2 protein-coding genes are annotated in these 640 nt (G+C 37.2%); both read right to left on the bottom strand.

The annotated features are described in order from the left end of the window. Positions 1–199, bottom strand: a 199-nt coding sequence (locus ACFIK8_RS12055) for an NAD(P)-binding domain-containing protein (RefSeq protein ID WP_375669565.1), incomplete at its 3' end; no start/stop codon positions are given. Positions 200–254: 55 nt separating this feature from the next. Then, entirely contained in the window at positions 255–500 is a 246-nt protein-coding gene (locus ACFIK8_RS12050; protein ID WP_375669566.1) for a hypothetical protein, read from the bottom strand. Positions 501–640: the final 140 nt, after the last annotated feature.

The raw sequence follows: 640 nt of genomic DNA, 5'->3' as shown, positions 1-640 counted from the left end.
GAAACACACAATCACTAACATCCATCAACGCTTGGTTGTTTTCAGCAATCCTAACCTTATTATAATTGTGCGAAAGGCGCGCTGCTATTTGCGCATTGCGTGGTGAAATGATAATGGAAGAAACATCAAAAACGCTCATCATTAAGCCATCAACCATTGAAGCACTGATTTTACCAGTTCCCAAAAAGCCAATTTTCATTTCTTTTCCTTATCCTTATAATTTTAAAGAGAACTCAACCAGCGCTTCACGCATGTTAACTAACGTAAATACTAATTGAGGAAGCAACACACAACATAGCAAGAATAATCAATCCCAAATAAACTTTGGGCTTATCAAAGAGAACTGCAAACGCAGAAAACCAACCAGCGCTAGCTGCTGTTAATGCAAATAAAAAACCCGGTTTATTCATGAGCACGATATGCATTGCCATTAAACCACCAATAATCAGCGCCCCAAAAACAATCAATAAGCCAGTTGCAAACTTCTCATAATCATCCATCTTTTGCTCCTCATCCTTGCTCAAACTGTCACGCACTTTGTTTACCCCATATGCTCATAAAAACGAAATATTTTTCATTTACCATGGTTAAAACGCTATAAAAACTCTTATTTATCAGACGTAAAAAATGCGGGAATATG

It is taken from the genome of Bartonella sp. MR168JLCBS (assembly GCF_042194175.1).
Note: the sequence above shows the minus strand (reverse complement) of the source record. Positions and strands in the feature narration are given on the sequence as shown.

Bases quoted from the DNA above. Each gene is read 5' to 3' on its own strand.
- ACFIK8_RS12050 (WP_375669566.1), bottom strand. From the start codon at position 500: ATGGATGATTATGAGAAGTTTGCAACTGGCTTATTGATTGTTTTTGGG.